The organism is Ruminococcus sp. OA3 (genome assembly GCF_022440845.1).
Lineage (GTDB): Bacteria > Bacillota > Clostridia > Lachnospirales > Lachnospiraceae > Ruminococcus_G.
The window spans coordinates 1,161,364-1,178,371 of sequence record NZ_JAKNTO010000001.1 but is presented as its reverse complement, the minus strand read 5'-3'; the positions used below and the strand labels follow the sequence as shown (position 1 = coordinate 1,178,371).

The window sequence follows — 17,008 nt, the reverse complement described above, 5'->3', positions numbered from 1 at the left end:
ACCTCCATATTTTATGAATCCTATTTTAGCTGTGCTATCGCCTGTTCTGCGGTTATCTCTCCGTTCTCCAGTGCTTTTAAAATTTCTTCTTTTTTAACTGCCTGTTCGTCAGGTTCCGTTTCATAACCAAGTTTTTTAATCACTGCGTCCAGTTTTGAACGAACTGTGGGGTAAGAAATTCCCAGTTCCTTTTCCACCTCTTTGATATTTCCCCTGCATCGGATAAAAGTCTCTGTAAAATACAGTTCTCCCTCTGACAGGTAATCAAATTTTCCGAGCCGAAAATTATTTTCTATGACTGTGTCACATGCATCACATTTGAGTCTTGCCACAGTCAGCTCGTGATCACACACCGGGCAGCGGCTAATGACCTTATTCATACCGTCACTTCCTTTCTGTTTGATAATAATATAACCTCGTTCATCATAAAAGTCAATACGGAAATTAATATTTTTAATTTATATATTAATTTTCTTAATTTTCACATTCACTTTATATGTGCTTCGTTTTAATATTTTAATCTGGTTTTTCAAATGAGGCGGCGCCGATAAGTGATCACTTCAGTGTTGATATAAGTCCAATATATTTGACTTACATCTAATAATATGTTATATATTTTATATACATCTAACAAAAGGTGTTTTTGTATGTCGTATCATTAGATGGATATCTAACTAATTAGATTTATTTCAGGAGGCGTTATGAAAAACAAACTATTTACAAAAAATTTTACATTACTCGTCGCAGGGCAGGCAAGTTCTCTGTTCGGCAATTGCATCCTTGATTTTGCAATGTCAATGTATGTCCTGGAAGTGACGGGCTCTGCGGCTGTTTTTGCCGGTTTTCTGGCTGCTGCCATGCTGCCTGCCATTCTCTTATCCCCTCTTGCCGGTGTACTTGCCGACCGTGCAAACAAACGCAGTATCATGGTCGCTCTGGATTTTATATCGGGTGTCGTCACACTGCTGGCGGCACTTATGATGGGGCGCGTCAGCGACCTTACCGTGATATGTACGGCTCTTATCGCCCTGTCAGTTTTAGGAACCTTTGAGAGCCCCACGGTGCAGGCATGTATTCCTCAGATGCAGACGGGTGATAACATCGTCCGCGGAAATGCAGTTGTCAACCAGATCGCCGCCGTTTCTACCCTGGCCGCCCCCTTCATCGGAAGCATGCTTTACTCTTCTTTTGGTTTAAAACCGGTCATGTATGCGGGCGTTATCTGTTTCTTTATAACATCCATATTCGAATATTTTATCCGGCTTGACTACATACCTCAACAGACAAACGGACACATTTTGCAAATTGTTAAACATGACCTGAAGGCCAGTACACATTTTATATCCCGGGTAAGGCCTTCTATTCTTAAAACTCTGCTTCTGGTATCGGTCACTGCGTTTTTTGTTCAGGGGGTTGCTCTGGTGGGGCTTCCGTTTATCATACGGTCAGTTCTCGGGCTGAGCGCCAGTTACTACGGTGCAGCCGAAAGTATCCTGGGTTTTGCCGGTCTCGCCGGCAGTGTGATCGCCGGGCTGGCCGCAGCAAGATTCAGGACCGGAAATCTGAACCTTCCCATATTGTGCATTGGTTTGTTTCTGCTTCCTGCAGGGCTGATCTTTTATATTCCCATCGGCACTTTTCCGAGATATGTAACACTGATCGCCTTTTTCGCTTTGATTCAGATTGCAGCCTGCGTGTTTTCTATTTTCTGCCTGTCCATCATTCAGCAGCTGACACCGGAACGTATGATTGGGAAAGTCATGGCTTATACCGCAACGATTTCCTTATGTGCACAGCCTCTGGGACAGATTATCTACGGTATACTGTTTGACGTTTTTTCAAATAATATTTATTTTGTACTGCTCCCTTCCGCAGTCATCCTGTGCGTAACCGGCCTTGCGGCAAAACATTTTTTCAGAAAAACAGAAGAACAGCTAAAACAACACTGAGCGCAAAAAAGGAGGGGAATCCCTCCTCGTATTATATAGTCATAGCTTTTCTTTACCTTTTCTTAGGTATACGCTATGCTGATTTTAGATACTGTGGATTAGTGAATCCCTCCTACCACTTGATGGTTTTAAAAAGGCTCTAACCACAGTCTCTTTGTTCATTTGTTAATCAGTTAGATACCGCATGACGGTTTATTTAGAACGAGGTTACAATTGCAGAGAGATCCCGTGGTCTAAAAACAGTATCAAATACTTTAAAAGGAGTTTTGTCATGATATACGCAGGCATTGATGTTGCCAAGGATAAGCATGATTGCTTTATCACGAATTCAGATGGTGAAGTGCTTTTCAAAGCATTTACCATTCCAAACAACCGCATTGGTTTTGATGTACTTTATCAGAAAATAGAATCCGTTACAGATGAGTTAACCAATGTAAAAGTAGGGCTTGAAGCCACTGGACACTACAGTTATAACATCTTGGGATATCTTCTTGATAAAGGTCTGACCACCTTTGTTATCAACCCGTTACATACCAATCTTTACAGAAAAAGTCTAAGCCTTAGAAAGACGAAAACGGATAAAGCTGATGCCCATACGATTGCTACAATGCTCATGTCTGATGTGAACTTAAAGTCCTACTCAGACACATCTTATCACAACGAAGAACTCAAGTCACTAACCCGTTACCGTTTTGATAAAGTCAAAGAGCGGGCAAAACTGAAAACTTCTGTTTCACGGCTGGTTACGATTCTCTTCCCTGAACTGGAGAAATTAGTACCCACACTCCATATGGCATCTGTTTCTGCTTTGCTTAGCGAATTCCCCGGTGCTTTCCATATTTCCTACGCTCATCTTACCAAACTGACCCACCTGCTTCACGAAGCCTCCAACGGACGTTATGGACGGGATACCGCCCTCTTGTTTCGGGAGGCTGCCAGAACCTCAATCGGGTCAAATATGCCGGCCAAATCGCTCGAACTCAAGCACACCTTGAAATTAATTGGTGAGCTAAATGCCGAGATTGATGAAATCGAACAGGGAATAAAGCTTATCATGGATGGCATTCATTCTCCGATTCTTACCATTCCAGGAATCAGTTACCGGATGGGTGCTATGATTTTGGCTGAAGTCGGCGATTTTTCCCGGTTTGATTCTCCTGATAAAATTTTGGCTTATGCAGGATTATCCCCATCAACCTATCAGTCCGGTCAGTTGGAATCCTGTTATTCCCATATGGAGAAACGCGGTTCAAGGTATCTACGCTATGCGCTTTTTAATGCGGCTAAATTTGTCTGCCATTGGGATCCGACATTCGCTGCCTACCTCGCCAAAAAGAGGGCCGAGGGTAAGCACTATAATGTTGCAGTATCTCATGCAGCAAAAAAACTTGTCAGAGTGATTTATCAGTTAGAAAAATCCGGGCTGCCATACATCCCAACCGCTTAACTTTTTTGCTTTCCGATCTCCTTTTTGAGCACCTGTAAAGATGCTCTGTTTGTCATGCAGTTTTCAAAGTTTAAATATATCTGAAATGCATTTCTGCAATTCATTCAAAAATTTAGTTTAGGACTTGACTTTTAATAGTTAGTCTTTTTATTCACCCATCAATTTTCTCAGGGGATCGATGATCTTATTCAGTGTTCGGATCGTCTCGTTTAAACTGTCAACCTCGATCCCCTGCACCGTCTCCATCACATCCTCGAGCTGTACCTGAGTCTCCTCCAGCTTTCCGGCGAGCTGCCGTAATTTTATACTCCCCGCCGCAACCACACACCAAAAACTGATCAGAATTGCTACTGCAACAACATAGATGCGCCCAAGCAATGTTCTGTTTTCTTCTATCACCGCTACCGTTCCCCACTTTCGTACTGCTTTTTAAACCATATGTGCAAAACGTCCGCTTTAGACTTGATTCCCATTTGTTTATAGCGTACATGACGGTTCATAATAGAAAATCCCGTCTGTCTCCTGTTGCAGCCTGAGGAGCCCCGGCGTATATTTCAAATCCAATCTATGCCGTTTTTCACTGCACTGTGAATATCTTATCTCTGCAAAACAGTACACTCCATTCACCTTCAGGCTTTGCAGCTGTCTCACCAGAATCCGTATAATATCCCTCTCACGGATTGGAATTTCCCTGATATATCGGTAGGCAAACTGCGGAAGGTGCCGGTTGCTGTTCAGTACCCTTATCAGATACTCCGTATATCCGTCCGGGAACATATCTGTATAAGCGATACCCAACCGGTCTGTCGTTCTCATTCCTGCCAGCAATTGCCGCATCAATTTCACGGGGACAATGATAAACTCATCGCTGCAGTCAAAACAGACTCTGTAAAATTGTCTTCTTCTGTCCATACCGGCTGATCAGTTTAATTTGAGCAGTGCGCATACTTTTTTCACTGACACCCTGTATATCAGATATTGGTACAGTGCTGCCGTCAGACCGAGTCCAGCCAGGATAAACATGAGCTTTATATCCTGAACCGAAAATTGCTTATCATTTGTATAGAGCATCATCGCTTCATATATCAGCAGCAGGACGATGCCCACTGCCGTGGGAAGCACAAATACTTTCTGAATCTGATGCTTCATCAGATGGATTCTGTAGACTCTGTCTGCTCCCAACCGCTTGATATCCTCAAATATCTGTGCATTGGTGATTCCCGTGCTCTGACTCCTCGTAAATCCTATAATTCCCACAGCTGCAAAACATATCAGGAAGACATATCCAAACAACAGCAGCCTGTTTGCCAGTGCCATGATCGTCTGCTGTTTTACAAGCGGACTCATAAGCGGATCATATTGCCAGTCGGTTTCTTTCAAAGGATTCTCCGGATCCACCACGGCCTCTCCCATCATATCAATATAATCACTTTCGCGTCTCTTTTCCTCCATGGAGTTATAGTACCCCATTACATTCATATCTCCGGACATCCCCTCCACAAAAGATTGATAAAACGCTTTTGAGAAATCTGCCATCTTCTTTACTTCCCCGCTCGTTTTAAACAGAACCTGAGTCTCCCGTTTTTCCCTGGGAAGACCGCGTTTCAACCGTGCGAAATCTCCGTCATTTAATACAAAGCGGCTTCCCTGGTCCATACCATTGTCTGAACCAATGACAAGAGCATGATACGTGACGTTTCCCAGATACTGCATAGGTAAAAACCGTTCTTCATTTCGGTTATACAGCTTATCCATATCACCAAAATGATACCAGATATTTTCATATGCTCCTCGGCCCTCAATTTGATAATATCCACCCTCAGGAATATGGAGCTTCGTTCCCGTCATCTTCTCATACTCCGAAGCACTGGTGCAGTCATACTCTGCATATTCATCATAATAAATTTCCAGCAGCTTTTTGTCGTCCCCCATATCCCGCTCTGTACCGCTGCCTGCGACCCGGATAAATTCACCTTCCCGGTAATTCTCCACCGATATCCCATAATCTTCTGCCAGCTGCATCACTTCAGATTCTGTCATCTCATCCGCATCATTTAAGTACCGGTAAGAGAAATCATCTTCCAGTTCGCTCCCCGCTCCCAGATTGGACGGGATATAAGAGATCGCATATAATGCGCCAAAGATCAGAAGCGTAATGACCAGCATGTTTTTTACGACTGATGCGCCCTGGAATCTTACCATTCCGTAGCCGATCAGATTATCATAGTACTTTTGTGGATTTTTCCCTTTTTTATGGCTGGATACCGCATATACCAGCATCCGATATACCCCCAGCACAATCAGCAGATAACATGCATTTGTCCAGCCTCCCAGCCATGTCCCAAAAGCATACACCGCTATCTGTTCCAAAAAAATGGCTCCGAAAAGGCCGGCTGCTGTCAGAATAACCCCGCTGATCACATACTTTTTTGATACCGACTTTTTCATCGGCTCCTGTTTTCTCTGTTCGTTGATAACATCTATCACATTTGTTCTCTTCATCGCCCGCCGTGCCAGAAACTGAATGATCAGGAACAGAAACGCCGCATACAAAACAGAGAGCAGTAAGCCGGAAACTGTAAATTTAAATCCCGCCTCCCGGACATCGGCTGTCAGTATCTCCATCACCTTACCGACGATAAGCGCAATCACAGCCCCCAGCACAATACCTGCCGCCGTGCACATTCCAATGATCTTCCCCAGTTCCAGTGTTAATGCTTTCGACAGCACATTTCTTTGGGCGCCCAGTGCCATGAAGATTCCGATTTCCCGGCTCTTATAGCGAAGAAACAGCCTCGCCGCATATGCTGAAAAGATAAAGCAGCCCACAACAGCGATACCGCAGATAAGATATGCCTGTTTTCCACTGTCTCCTCCTGCCGGCAGAGAGTTCTGGACCAGCGGAGAGCATATCATCATCAGAAGAGAGGTCATCAGCAGTACTGAGAAGGTCATACAGAACTCAAACTGACGGTAATCCCCCTTGTTTCTTTTTCTGAGCATGCTCCATATTGTCCCAAGCGTCATCTCACTCACCTCCATTCAGCTCCCTTAATACGCCAAGCAGTTCCTCCATAAACATCCGCCTGTCGCCTTTGTTTAACAGTTCCCTGTAGATATGGCCGTCTTTCATCACGATCACACGGTCACAGTAACTCGCAGAAAAGCTGTCATGGGTTACCATGAATATGGTGGCGCCAAGTTTCTTCTGCGCATCCAGAAACGCCCTGATGACCGCCTCGCCGGAACGGCTGTCCAGATTACCTGTAGGTTCGTCTGCAAGGATTAAAAGCGGATCATTCATCAATGCCCTGGCAACTGCAGTCCTCTGCTTTTGACCGCCCGAAATCTCAGCCGGATACTTGCCGGCTATATCCCTGATCCCAAACATCTCCAGAAGCTTTCCGGCCTTTTCTTCCATTTTTTCATACGGCTCTTTTCTGATGGATTTCGGTACGCAAACATTTTCAAATACTGTCAGACCGTCCAACAGCATAAAGTCCTGGAAAACAAAACCCAGTTTGTCATTTCGAACCTTCGCAATTTCCTTCTCGTTCAATTTTGACAGGGCGTCATCTCTCAGGCTGATCGTCCCCTCTTCAAAAGGGATAAAACATGAAATGCAGTTTAAAAGTGTGGTTTTCCCAGAACCGGAAGGTCCCATCACCGCAACAAACTCGCTCTCACCAACTTCAAATGATACATCCTTTAACACTTCATAGGTTTCTTTTCCCGTCTGATAGCTCTTACACAGATGCTCTACTTTTAACATTCTAATTTCCTCCCGTATGTCTCTTTCTGACATTTATTTTATAAAAAAACGTACTTTATTGCGAGAGAGCGACATGCTAAGTTTGACACTTTTTATGTAAAATTCTGCAACTTATGTTATAATGTGAACACAAATCATACTGTTTGTAATTCAAAGTATTACCGGAGGGTTAGATATGTTGAAATTGGCTGTCTGTGATGATGAAAGAGTGTTTAGAAATGATCTGAAAAGAATCGTTCGTACAGAGCTTGATCTGTGCGGTATCGATCATGATATTTCAGAATTCACCTGCGGTGAAGAGCTGCTCGATTCTCTGGAGCATTCAGACTTTCAGATTATATTTTTAGATGTAGAAATGAAGGAACTGGATGGTATAGAAACTGCCAGAAGAATACGAAAGTATAATAAGCAGTCAGAAATCATATTCGTGACTTCCCACCCGGATTTCGTGTTTCAGGGCTATGAAGTACGTGCCCTGAATTACATCATAAAGCCTTACGAGCAGAGTAAAATCGTTTCAGTACTGCATACAGCACTGGAATCACTGGATCTTTCACTCGAAAAATATTACGTCATTGAACAGCGCAGCGGCAGTATCCGTCTACCGCTCTCTTCTGTAACATATTTTGTCAGTGACAAACGCATCATCCATGCCGTTACATCAGAAAAAAGTTATGACTTTTATCAAAAGCTAAACGATGTGGAACTTCAGCTTGGAGGCGGCTTTGTCCGCATACACAACCGGTACCTGGTCAACCTGAAATACCTGCAGGAAATAAAGGGAAACACCGCGGTCGTAGCCGGGGAAATTCTGCCCGTCAGCCGAACCTGTAAGCAGGCTCTTTCCATCGCTTTTGCAAAATATATGCTGCACCAGGAGGATATGTCATGCTGAATACCATTGAATTTATTGTAAACTGGATATTATCCATGACGTACGGGACACTGCTTTTTTTAATCCTCAGGCAGTTCATTCCCCTTCGCAGGGATAACAGATTTCTGGTGCTTATCGAAATTTTTCTGATCACATATCTTTCCAATGCAATAATATACCCTGGAGAGATCACAGGAACCTTCGGTGCCTTTGCTGCGCTGATCATTATTTTATTTCTTTTTCACAGGAGTGATCTGTATCTGAAGCTTTCCGTCGCTGTTCTGCTGTTCCCCATCATCGCCGCTGTCTCTTATATCCTGCAGGACATAGGTTCTCTGATCTGGATGTACGGCTTCAACAGACACATGTCCCCGGCAGGCCAGACGATTCTCCATTCCTTTACCATGATGCTGCGGATTCCGGTCTGGTTCGTCATCTGGTATTTCATGAAGAAGTGGATCCCCTGTGCCGTTTGCGACCTGACCAGAAAGATATGGTTTCTGATCGATCTGGTCTCACTGGCTTCTTTTATTGGTATCATTACGGTAATTTACAATTCCACTTCACAGACATCCTACATCGCTTATCCCGCATGTATTGCCAGCCTGATCACGAATCTGGGATGCTGTTGTCTGTGCACCCACATGGCAAAAACAGTACGGACTGAGATGCAGCTGGAATCTTATCAGTATCAGCAGGCATACTATCAGGAAATGGAATCCAACCAGCAGGCCATCAGGGGACTGCGCCATGACATGAAAAATCACCTGAACATCGTCAGCACATTGCTACAGAATGAGAGCTATGATAAAGCAGGTCAATATCTGAACAGGCTCAATCAGGAATTCATCACGACGGCAAAAAATTTTTGTCCCAACAGTACCGTCAATGCCGTGTTGAGTACAAAGGAACAGTTTGCAAAAGATCATGGGATCCACTGCCATCTGCAGGTTGATCTGGACGAGAATCTGCCCATCGATGATATTGACCTGTGTTCCCTGTTCGCCAATACGCTGGATAATGCAATTGAGTCCTGCCTGAAGATACAGGATGTTTCCAAACGGTTCCTCAATGTTAAAACACGCTGTAACAATAACTATTTCAGTTACGAGATCGTGAACTCTAAGGAAAATGAAATAAGGGAAACTTCCACCGGATTTCAAACAGATAAAAAAGATCCGGAATTACATGGCATAGGAACCGTCAATATCAGGCGGATCGTTGAAAAATACCATGGGGCAATTGACATTCAGTACACACAGGACAGATTCACCGTTGTAATTTTGATTCAGACAGGGGAGCTATCCTTCAAACAGCACGCCAGCAGAGGTTCCGTGTACTTTTTATCCGAGTGATCAAAAGATGTTCCAAGCGCATTCGCCATATATTGTTCCTGAGGGTTTTTGTTTTCCTTTTTAGCAGCTGATCTTTTCAATATTTTCAGCATTCTCCGTGTCATAAAATTCAGCTGCTCAAAACGAAATCCCCCGGGCATATAGAAAAACGGGGTATCCCCAAGATGATTCAGCTCCTTTATCTCAACCGTATCTACAATGTCATCCGGAGTTGAGCCGACTGCAAACACATACAGGTGCCCCGGATTCATTTTATTTATTTTATCCAGACCCCGAATCATATTTCCCATGATCCAGCCGCCAAAGATCACCTGCTCATGCTCTCTTATCATATTTTCTGTTGTCTGTTTTAAATCCACCGCCCTGCAGCTCAATGCATCTGCGATCCACATGGCATACTGCCTGGTGAAACCGGTCCCGCTCTGATACACTACTAATCTTTTCATTCTCAGTCTCCTCCTGCTCATACTTTCATACGTTTCAGCTGTTCATCAAGTTTCATGATCGTCTTTACCGTGATTTCCAGATTTTCTCTCTCAACGTTCTGAAACAGCTGCTCCATAAACGCCGAACTGGGTGCATCATGTTCCTCGGTAAAGCGGTGTGTTTTTTCTGTGAGAACTATCCTGCGCTTTCTCTTGTCAGATTCATCAGGAATAAACTCTATATATCCTGCCCTCTCCAGTTTAAGTAGCATCTGCTTGATGTTCTGATGTGAACTCCCCATCAGTTCCGACAGCTCTTTAAGCGTCGGCGGATTTTCAAAGAAACGGATACAGATCAGTACAAAGCACTGTTTCCAGCTGATATCCTTAAAAAAACGGTCCCCTGCTACCTGAAACCGGTTTACAAACTGATTCAGTAGCCCGATCAGGAAAAAGCTGTTATCCATCTCACCGAAATCTACCGGGTTCTTCTGCATATCTTCGTATATATATTTCATAGGCTTCTCCCCTCCGCTTAGTTTCCACACAAAAAGGTAATACATTACATTTATAAGTAATATATTACCTTTTCTTGTATTTGTCAATGATTTATTTTATTTTCTTTAGTCATCAGTATTATCACACAGCCGGGAAAGCATGGTGCAAAGCTGTCCCATATCAAGCGGCTTACTGATATGGGCATTCATCCCTGCAGCCAGCACAATGGAAACGTCCTCAGCGAAGGCATTGGCTGTTGTTGCGATGATCGGAATACTAATTGCGTCTGCGCGTGCACAGTTTCGGATACATCTGGCTGCCTCACAGCCATCCATGACCGGCATCTGAACATCCATCAAAATAGCATCGAAATAGCCCGGTTCTGTCTGCAGAAAACGTTCCACAGCTTCCGCACCATTCACAACCCCTTCCACTGCTGCCCCATTCATTTCCAGCAGTGTCACGGCAATTTCCATATTCAGCGCGTTATCCTCCGCCAGCAAAAGCCGCTTTCCAGAAAGAAAGTCTCCCATTGTTTTTTCATTTGACTCTGCCATGCCAAAAGCTCCGTTTGTGACCCCTACGATCACGTTGTAGATCGAGGACTGGAACAGAGGTTTGGAGATAAAAGCATCAGCTCCAGCCGCACGCGCCTCTTCTTCAATGTCAGTCCAGTCGTACGCTGAGATGATAATAATGGGAGTATTCCACCCTACCTTTTCCCTGATAAGCCGTGTAGTCTCCACACCGTCCAGGTCCGGCATCTTCCAGTCAATGAAGCAGACGTCAAACCCCTGTCCCGACTCCTGAGCTGAAATCACCAGCTCAACCGCTTCGTTTCCGCTGAGGACCCACTCCGCATTAATCTTCATCTTGTTCAGCAGTAATATCGTATGCTCACAGATGTCCTGTTCATCGTCAGCCACAAGGGCATGAAGAGATTCCAGTGTTTTCTCATGAAACGGCTGTAGATCGACTTCACTTTGCTCAAATGGCAATTCCACAGTAAATGTTGTACCCTCATCAGGCCTGCTCTTAACGTCAATGTATCCACCCATCAGCGATACCAGATTCTGCGTAATGGGCATGCCAAGTCCGGTACCTCCGTATTTTTGTGCAATCGATGCATCTGCCTGTTCGAACGGTGTATAAAGACGCCCCAGCGCGTCTTTACTCATCCCGATTCCGGTATCCGATACAACAAAACGAATCCAGCTTTTCCTGCCGCGGGATGGCAGACGTTTCACTTCCAGGTTTACTTTTCCTCCGCCGGGCGTAAATTTGACGGCATTTGAAACCAGATTCAAAAGAATCTGATTGAGCCTCAGGGCATCTCCAAGATACGTTGTATGTTCTGTAAAATCAGTTGTTTTTTCAATAAATTCCAGCCCCTTGCTGCTTGCCTGTGGAAAAATAACAGAGACGAAAGAATTAAGGAACTGGTATAGTTCAAATGGTTCTTTTCTAATCTTTATGCGGTTGCTCTCAATTCTTGACATATCCAGCACATCGTTAATGAGCATGAGCAGATGCTTGGAAGAATAACTGATTTTCTCCAGGCAGTCCTCCACCCTGCGGGGGGTCTGAGTAGATGCGGCAGCGATTGTCGTCATACCTATGATCGCATTCATCGGTGTACGAATCTCATGGCTCATGTGGGAAAGAAAATCACGCTTTGCGTTATTGGCATTCTGTGCATTTACCAGCGCATCCTGCAGGACGAGATTTGCACGATGTTCTTCCGTACGGTCAGTCAGGGTCATAATATATTTTATTTCTGTTTGACTGCTGATCCGATAGAAGCACACCTGCAGCCAATGAGGTTCTGTACTACGCGGATCATAATATTCGATCACCTTATCCCAGGATTCTTTCATCCCTGAATATATTTCCCTGTGTATTTCCTCTGCTGTTTCTTTACTCATATACTGGTAGATCAGTGTACGGTCTTTCCGCAGTCGGTCAGCAGACAGACCCAAAACTTTACCTGTTCTGTTTGAAACAAAATCACATTCTATCTCCTCCGTCCCAAAGATCAGAAATGCCTCATCTACCGTATCAGAAAGAATCTCGAACTGGCAGTTTTTCTGGTAAAGCCGAAGATTAATCTTTCTGACTGATGACTGAAAAAAGAGCAGTGCTATTGACATCACAAAGAAAATGACAAATGCCCACACAACCGTTAACTTACTCATGTGATCCGCAGAAGTGAAAATACTCTGCTGTGTATTTCGTACATATGTCAATATCCTCTCTGCACTCTTTTCAAATTTTTCGTAGAGAGGGTAGAGATGTTCCTCTTCATATTCAGCAATCGTATCATTCGTAGAATCCGGCAGTGCAGCAAATCGAAGGAGATGCCTCTGCCCCTCACTGATAGCCTTATAAGTGTCACTGAGCTCGTCTATGTCTTCGTCCGGCCCCAGGTATAAAGCGTCAATCTCACTGATCAATCCCTCTATGTCTGTATAGAGGTCATTCAGTGCCGCCTCAACAATTTTTATGTCCGCAGCCTGATTATAGGACTGCAGCCGTTCCGTTCGGATACGCATAAGCGCCAGATCAGTCTTTACATCGCTGATGTCTCCATTTACAGTAAATGGATGCTCCGTAAGCAGCCTGATCTGTGATGCCAATTTGTTGTTGCTGAAAAGCATAACAATCAAAAAAAGCAGTAACAGTCCAAGTAATATGACCGTGCCTGACCAGTATATCTTTTTGCTTACCGCATCCTCCTGTTCTACTTCCCGTCCATTCATTTTAACCCCGTTCTTTTGCCGTAAAAAATTTATATGCTTATCAATTCCAGTGCTTTCATCATTCCTGTAATCTTTCTCATACAACCTTGTTCATATTATATAACATTTGATAATATCAATTATAGCAAAAAGCATTTTTTATTACAACCAAATTACCAAATTGATAAATTCAAGAATTTATATAAAAATCACTCGGGCAAAATCGCCCGGGTGATTTTTCATGTTTGATATCGTACAATATCTAATGTTCTGTCAGATTATTGTCAGTTTTTCTATAATGGAAAAAAAATATGTGGTATGATATAGATGTTAGCCCCCGGTCATCACAAACTGATCTTAGAAAGGATATTACGAAATGACAAATTCAAACAGCCAGGAGCAGACAATCTACCGTGATCTTGCTACACAGATACAGATTGGCTTTTTTGACGATGCGGAACCGTTTCCTTCAGTCATGGAAATCGCACAGTTATATGATGTTTCGTATTGCCCTGCTCAGCGCGCTCTTAAGATGCTTGAACAAGCGGGACTCATCAAAATAAACCGCAAAAAATCTTCTGATATTATAAGTAAACCTTATCCTGATTATCTTAAATCAGATATATTCAGGGAGCGAATGACAGCGTTGAAAGACCTGAACAAAACACTGGAGCTTATCTCCCCTGCACTCTGTTTCTATAGTTTTTCACATCTGGATGACAGCTTAGTGGAAGCCGCAGCGCCCGGTCGGAAAAACACATATTATGTCAAACGCCTTTACGATTCTTTCTTTCAATCAATCAGGGCATCTGGCAGCCAGGCCTTACTAAGCCTTTTTTATGATATTCTGTCGTTTTCCGGCAGCGCTTTCTTAGACATACTTCAGGCTCTTGACGGAGAAAAAACGACCAGTCAATTCATACAGCATGTGTTGTCAGGATTCCAACAGTGCATGCAGGAGTATCGAGATGGAAATCTACGTTTATCGAAACAGCACTTAATTCAGCTCAGCCTGGCGTTTCACAACAAGATCGATCAGTATTTTGAAAATGTATTGCCTCCCTCCAGTAATACCCCGGCAACACCATTTATCTGGGAACCGAACAAAGGACGGATTCGATATATTGATATGATCGCAACGGATATCATCTGCAAAATCAATCAGGGACGTTATCAGCCGGGAACTTTTCTGCCTCCCTATCATCATTTGGCATCTACTTACCATGTCTCTGTCAGTACGATGCGGCGCACGATTCGTATGCTGAATGAACTCGGCATCTTACAGACCTTAAACGGCAGAGGAAGTATGGTTATTTCCAGCTGCGGTACAGAAGTTCTTCAAAAACCGGGGAGTTTTATGTCTGACGGCTATTTCAAAGATTTCTTAGAAATCCTTCAGATGCTTGCGGCTTTCAATGATCCTGTCATCAACTATACGTTCCCATATTTTGATTCTGAAACTCTGGAATCTATCCGCGATGCCGCCACCCGGGAAGATGATAAGGAAGCCCTCGAGGCAGTACTCAGCAATACCTTGCAGGCGGTCGTACGGCATTGCCCATTATATGCTTTGCAGGAAATCTACGGAAAGATAACTCTCCAGCTGTTAAACGGAAGCATACTGCGCTTCGAAAATGCCGAATCCCGGCATCTTACCGGCTGGCATGAAATTGCACAGGACATAGTAAAAAGCTGTAAGAACCGTAATGCTTCTCAGTTTGCCTGCTCCTTCTACCGTCTGGTAGAAGTCGCTTTCATGATCACAAAACAGATTTTGTCAGCGGGCGGCATAACGAACCTTGAGAACATCGTATTGTACGGACCTTAACATTTCTTTAAAGGATCCAAAAACCGGATAAAATCGTCCAGCGGAAGCGGCCTGCTGTAATGATATCCCTGGTAAATCTCACATCCCAGGTGTTCAAGCATATTGACCTGTTCCTCAGTCTCAACACACTCAGCCACCGTATCCACCCGCAGTATCTGAGACATGTTCATAATATTTCCCACCAGTTCACAGGTCTGCGCATGATCCGGGAGGCGTTTGATCAGGGCCCCGTCTATTTTGACTTCGTCAAAGTGGGTTGAATTCAGATAGTTCAGTGAACCATGCCCCATTCCAAAGTCGTCCATGCTGATGCGGATACCGGCATCTTTTAATGCTTCCAGTTCTTTTTCCAGAACTGGCCCCGGATTCAGTGCAACCTGTTCTGTCAGTTCAATCGTCATATATTTGCTGTCAACTTCTGTCTCCTTCATGATCTCACTGACACTCCGGGCAAAACCGGGGGTCTCAAGCTGAAGCGGCAGAATATTGACAGAAAATGTTATGGGATACCCAAGTTCCCTCTCTGCCTGTTTCATATCCTTGCAAGCCAGACGAATAATCGAAAGCCCCAGGGAATCGATGAACCCCGACTGCACAGCAAGGGCGATGATCAGAGGCGGATAAATATACGAGTGCCCCATATAGTTCCAGCGCAGCAGTGCTTCACATCCATACAGTGTACCATCATGGTGGATCTGAGGCTGATAATACAGCTGCAGTTCCCCTTTCGACAGCGCGTACTGCAGATCCGCAGTGAGCAGTTTTGCAGTCTGCCGATTCTCATATGTCTTCCAATGAAAATTCTGCATCCATACTGAATGCTGTTCCTGGTTCATTGCAGTTTCCAGTTTCTTAATCTTACTCAGAAATTCTTTTTCCTGAATATCCTCACTCTTTTTAATAAAGGGAATATAGATGAGTGTACCCACTGCGAGGTTCACAAGCTGCAGCAGACTCCCCCTCACCGATCCTGTCGCCATATATCCGCTGAATAACACCGGAACGGTCCACTCCACGCTTTGCGCTGCAACAGGTACCAGGTTAAGATACATGGACAGACTGCTAATCCCGGTCAGCACCACAGGCGTCAGGATAAACGGAAGAATCATATCCGCACTGAATATGATAGGGAAACCGAACAATACCAGTTCATTAATATTAAAAACAACGGCTGGAAGTGAGAGCTTTGCAAGACGCCGGTTGTTCTTCTTCCTGGCTACCAGAAACAATGCCAGTATCATGCAAAGAGTACTGCCGCATCCCCCTATGAATACAAAGGTGTCCAGGAACGTCTTGCTGAAAATGTGTGTGGGAATCAGCCCCTGTGCCAGCATGTCCTGATTCATAAGTATCTCAGACTCAAACAGTCTTCTTGAGACGGCTTCCAGTGTATTCGTTCCATGAATCCCGAAAAACCACAGTACGTGAGACAGGACGATGTAGAGCAGCATGGATGCCAGGCCGTTCCCCATGCTTCCAAACAGGCGCATAAACAGATAAGAACCAAAGTTCATAATATTAGTATCATCAAAAATCAGAAACAGAATGACACCGCATACACCGCAGGCAGCTACCGTCAGTACTGCAGGAACCAGGCTCTGCATGGATGCATTAAAATTATATGCCACACCGACAGTGTAAAGCCGCTGATGCAGAGAAACCAGACGGTAAAAAACCGTGAGCAGCCAGCAGCTGACAATCGTAATACAAATAGCGGTAAAACTCCACTCTGGACCCCAGATCGACAGTCCGCCGCTGGGATAACAAAATGCAATGAAGGAGCACAGGGTGACTGCCGGAAAGAACACGTGTGTATTCTCATAAACCCTTTGTTCCTCCCCGTATGCAAAGGATATCATCAGGGCAAAGATAAACGACAGGGAACCAAATGTTGCCTGATACATGCCCATCAGAAACATGTGGATCGTACCCCCGGCCACAGACGACAGATATTCCTGCCACGCACTGACTGGAAAATTCATAATGACCAGCGAGAAAGAACCAATCATCAAAAAAGGTATGGTCAGTAAAAGACCCTGCCTTACAGAAAAGATAAATATATTATTATTAAGAATCTTTCGGAATCGTTCCATATTTCTCCTGCCCCCAGATACCCCTGAAC

At 44.2% G+C, this 17,008-nt stretch carries 14 protein-coding genes; 5 read left to right on the top strand and 9 right to left on the bottom strand.

What is annotated here, in order from left to right; genetic code table 11:
- Positions 1 to 20 precede the first annotated feature (20 nt).
- Positions 21 to 380: a DUF2089 domain-containing protein gene (locus MCG98_RS05380; protein WP_240300765.1), complete on the bottom strand. Its 360-nt coding sequence runs from the start codon at positions 378 to 380 to the stop codon at positions 21 to 23.
- A 321-nt stretch (positions 381 to 701) separates the two neighbouring features.
- On the opposite strand from MCG98_RS05380, the gene MCG98_RS05375 reads away from it, so the two are divergent.
- Both MCG98_RS05375 and MCG98_RS05370 read left to right on the top strand, forming a co-directional pair.
- Positions 702 to 1,949, top strand: coding sequence for an MFS transporter (locus tag MCG98_RS05375; RefSeq protein WP_240300764.1), 1,248 nt, complete (start codon positions 702 to 704; stop codon positions 1,947 to 1,949).
- A 271-nt stretch (positions 1,950 to 2,220) separates the two neighbouring features.
- Positions 2,221 to 3,396 carry an IS110 family transposase gene (locus tag MCG98_RS05370; RefSeq protein WP_240300763.1) on the top strand — a complete coding sequence of 392 codons (1,176 nt, stop codon included), beginning with the start codon at positions 2,221 to 2,223 and terminating at the stop codon, positions 3,394 to 3,396.
- A 147-nt stretch (positions 3,397 to 3,543) separates the two neighbouring features.
- Here the strand turns inward: MCG98_RS05370 and MCG98_RS05365 are convergent, their stop codons facing one another.
- From MCG98_RS05365 to MCG98_RS05350, 4 genes are all read right to left on the bottom strand, one after another.
- The gene (locus MCG98_RS05365) at positions 3,544 to 3,795 is read right to left on the bottom strand and encodes a hypothetical protein (protein WP_240300762.1); all 252 of its coding nucleotides are present in this window, start codon (positions 3,793 to 3,795) and stop codon (positions 3,544 to 3,546) included.
- Positions 3,796 to 3,873: 78 nt separating this feature from the next.
- The gene (locus MCG98_RS05360) at positions 3,874 to 4,308 is read right to left on the bottom strand and encodes a hypothetical protein (RefSeq protein ID WP_240300761.1); all 435 of its coding nucleotides are present in this window, start codon (positions 4,306 to 4,308) and stop codon (positions 3,874 to 3,876) included.
- A 9-nt stretch (positions 4,309 to 4,317) separates the two neighbouring features.
- On the bottom strand, positions 4,318 to 6,423 hold the full coding sequence (locus MCG98_RS05355; protein ID WP_240300760.1) for an FtsX-like permease family protein: 2,106 nt from the start codon (positions 6,421 to 6,423) through the stop codon (positions 4,318 to 4,320).
- A 1-nt stretch (position 6,424) separates the two neighbouring features.
- On the bottom strand, positions 6,425 to 7,168 hold the full coding sequence (locus MCG98_RS05350; RefSeq protein ID WP_240300759.1) for an ABC transporter ATP-binding protein: 744 nt from the start codon (positions 7,166 to 7,168) through the stop codon (positions 6,425 to 6,427).
- A gap of 175 nt (positions 7,169 to 7,343) precedes the next feature.
- On the opposite strand from MCG98_RS05350, the gene MCG98_RS05345 reads away from it, so the two are divergent.
- Together MCG98_RS05345 and MCG98_RS05340 are read left to right on the top strand one after the other, a co-directional pair.
- The gene (locus MCG98_RS05345) at positions 7,344 to 8,063 is read left to right on the top strand and encodes a LytTR family DNA-binding domain-containing protein (protein WP_240300758.1); all 720 of its coding nucleotides are present in this window, start codon (positions 7,344 to 7,346) and stop codon (positions 8,061 to 8,063) included.
- On the top strand, positions 8,057 to 9,397 hold the full coding sequence (locus tag MCG98_RS05340) for a sensor histidine kinase (RefSeq protein WP_240300757.1): 1,341 nt from the start codon (positions 8,057 to 8,059) through the stop codon (positions 9,395 to 9,397). Before MCG98_RS05345 ends, MCG98_RS05340 begins: the two co-directional genes overlap by 7 nt.
- Here the strand turns inward: MCG98_RS05340 and MCG98_RS05335 are convergent.
- The 3 genes from MCG98_RS05335 to MCG98_RS05325 all read right to left on the bottom strand — a co-directional run bounded on the left by MCG98_RS05335 (position 9,331) and on the right by MCG98_RS05325 (position 13,079).
- Positions 9,331 to 9,843, bottom strand: a complete 513-nt coding sequence (locus tag MCG98_RS05335) for a flavodoxin domain-containing protein (RefSeq protein WP_240300756.1) — start codon at positions 9,841 to 9,843, stop codon at positions 9,331 to 9,333. The genes MCG98_RS05340 and MCG98_RS05335 overlap by 67 nt on opposite strands.
- A 17-nt stretch (positions 9,844 to 9,860) precedes the next feature.
- Positions 9,861 to 10,340: a MarR family transcriptional regulator gene (locus tag MCG98_RS05330; RefSeq protein ID WP_240300755.1), complete on the bottom strand. Its 480-nt coding sequence runs from the start codon at positions 10,338 to 10,340 to the stop codon at positions 9,861 to 9,863.
- A 105-nt stretch (positions 10,341 to 10,445) separates the two neighbouring features.
- Positions 10,446 to 13,079 carry a response regulator gene (locus tag MCG98_RS05325; protein ID WP_240300754.1) on the bottom strand — a complete coding sequence of 878 codons (2,634 nt, stop codon included), beginning with the start codon at positions 13,077 to 13,079 and terminating at the stop codon, positions 10,446 to 10,448.
- Between the two features lie 355 nt (positions 13,080 to 13,434).
- On the opposite strand from MCG98_RS05325, the gene MCG98_RS05320 reads away from it, so the two are divergent.
- Positions 13,435 to 14,886, top strand: a complete 1,452-nt coding sequence (locus MCG98_RS05320) for a GntR family transcriptional regulator (RefSeq protein WP_240300753.1) — start codon at positions 13,435 to 13,437, stop codon at positions 14,884 to 14,886.
- On the opposite strand, the gene MCG98_RS05315 is transcribed toward MCG98_RS05320, so the two are convergent.
- Complete coding sequence (locus MCG98_RS05315) at positions 14,883 to 16,979, bottom strand: EAL domain-containing protein (protein WP_240300752.1); 2,097 nt, start codon at positions 16,977 to 16,979, stop codon at positions 14,883 to 14,885. The two genes, MCG98_RS05320 and MCG98_RS05315, sit on opposite strands and share 4 nt — an antisense overlap.
- Positions 16,980 to 17,008 lie beyond the last annotated feature (29 nt).